We start from the raw sequence: 1,086 nt of genomic DNA, 5'->3' as shown, positions 1-1,086 counted from the left end.
AAGCACGAGTCACCAACCACTACAACCAATATCTATGGATGAATTAACCAGCCGTTTTGATCAAATCGAGCTTAGATCAAATAGCTCAGACCAAGTGAAAGGAAAATATGAAAAGAGTCAAGAAATGAGATCAGAAGGAGAGAGGAAGAGAAGGAATTCAGAATCGGATCCTGGCGCCCTGGACCTAAGTCTGAAAAAAGTACGGTTGGACTCGTCCATGGTTTCACAGCCAAGTCCATTAAATAAACAGTGGCCACAATTGAAAAATTTTTCATCGACTATTTCTCATGTCACTAAACAAGCGCAAGATATCAATAATGAGAGAAGACAACAGCATTTTGTTAATTCCCATGTTCAAGCTCGTTGATGAAGTTTTATTAATGAAAAAACTTAAAGAAAAATGGCGCACGGGCGAGTGATGTTTTTGAGTCACTCTTAACAGTTCAATAATGATTTGATCAGAAGTAACTCATACAGTTATCGGTAAGTTTCGCTAACATCAAAAGTATAGAGATCGGAAGATTTTGGGACAAGTATTCGTTTCAGAATCTTTTTTTATTATATTTCCAAAAAAAGTTCTAATCAGTGTCCTTAATATGTTAAAAGTAAGTAGCAAGTCCCATTGATAACGGTTATTGCTACTAAAAACAAAGGAGAATAATTACTATGGAAAATAAGGTTAATAATAAAAGAAAGAAAAAACAAAAAAAAGATACAGAGAAACAAGAGATTCATATGAAACGCCTTCCTAAGGTTAGCCCGAAAAAACTAACGTTTCGGAAACGCCGCAATAAGGAGGAAATGAAGAAAATACGAGTAGAGTTCATTCAAGGACTTGAAAATAAAATAAGTGATGAAGAACTTATCAAGCAACTAAAGATTGGCACAACAACTGCTTCTAGGATACTTTATTTAGAAATCGCACGTAGCATATACCAAGGTTTTTCGGTACCTCAAATAGCTGAAAGACTACATAAAAGTTCAATTAGTATAATGGAAAAAAAACATGCATTTATCCAAAATAGTTTTAAAAGGCATAGTGATATCCGTCTCATTGCTAAGAATATTGGTTGTTCAGAAGATTAC

The 1,086-nt window shown here is 34.3% G+C and carries 2 protein-coding genes; both read left to right on the top strand.

Annotated features, from left to right (window positions below; genetic code table 11):
- On the top strand, positions 1 to 367 hold a 367-nt coding region (locus tag AB3H93_RS14125; protein ID WP_368020737.1), incomplete at its 5' end, for a hypothetical protein.
- A 299-nt stretch (positions 368 to 666) separates the two neighbouring features.
- Positions 667 to 1,086, top strand: a 420-nt coding sequence (locus AB3H93_RS14120) for a hypothetical protein (protein WP_368020736.1), incomplete at its 3' end; no start/stop codon positions are given.

This window comes from Enterococcus sp. C74, from assembly GCF_040887125.1.
Taxonomy (GTDB): Bacteria; Bacillota; Bacilli; order Lactobacillales; family Enterococcaceae; genus Enterococcus_B; species Enterococcus_B hirae.
Note: the sequence above shows the minus strand (reverse complement) of the source record. Positions and strands in the feature narration are given on the sequence as shown.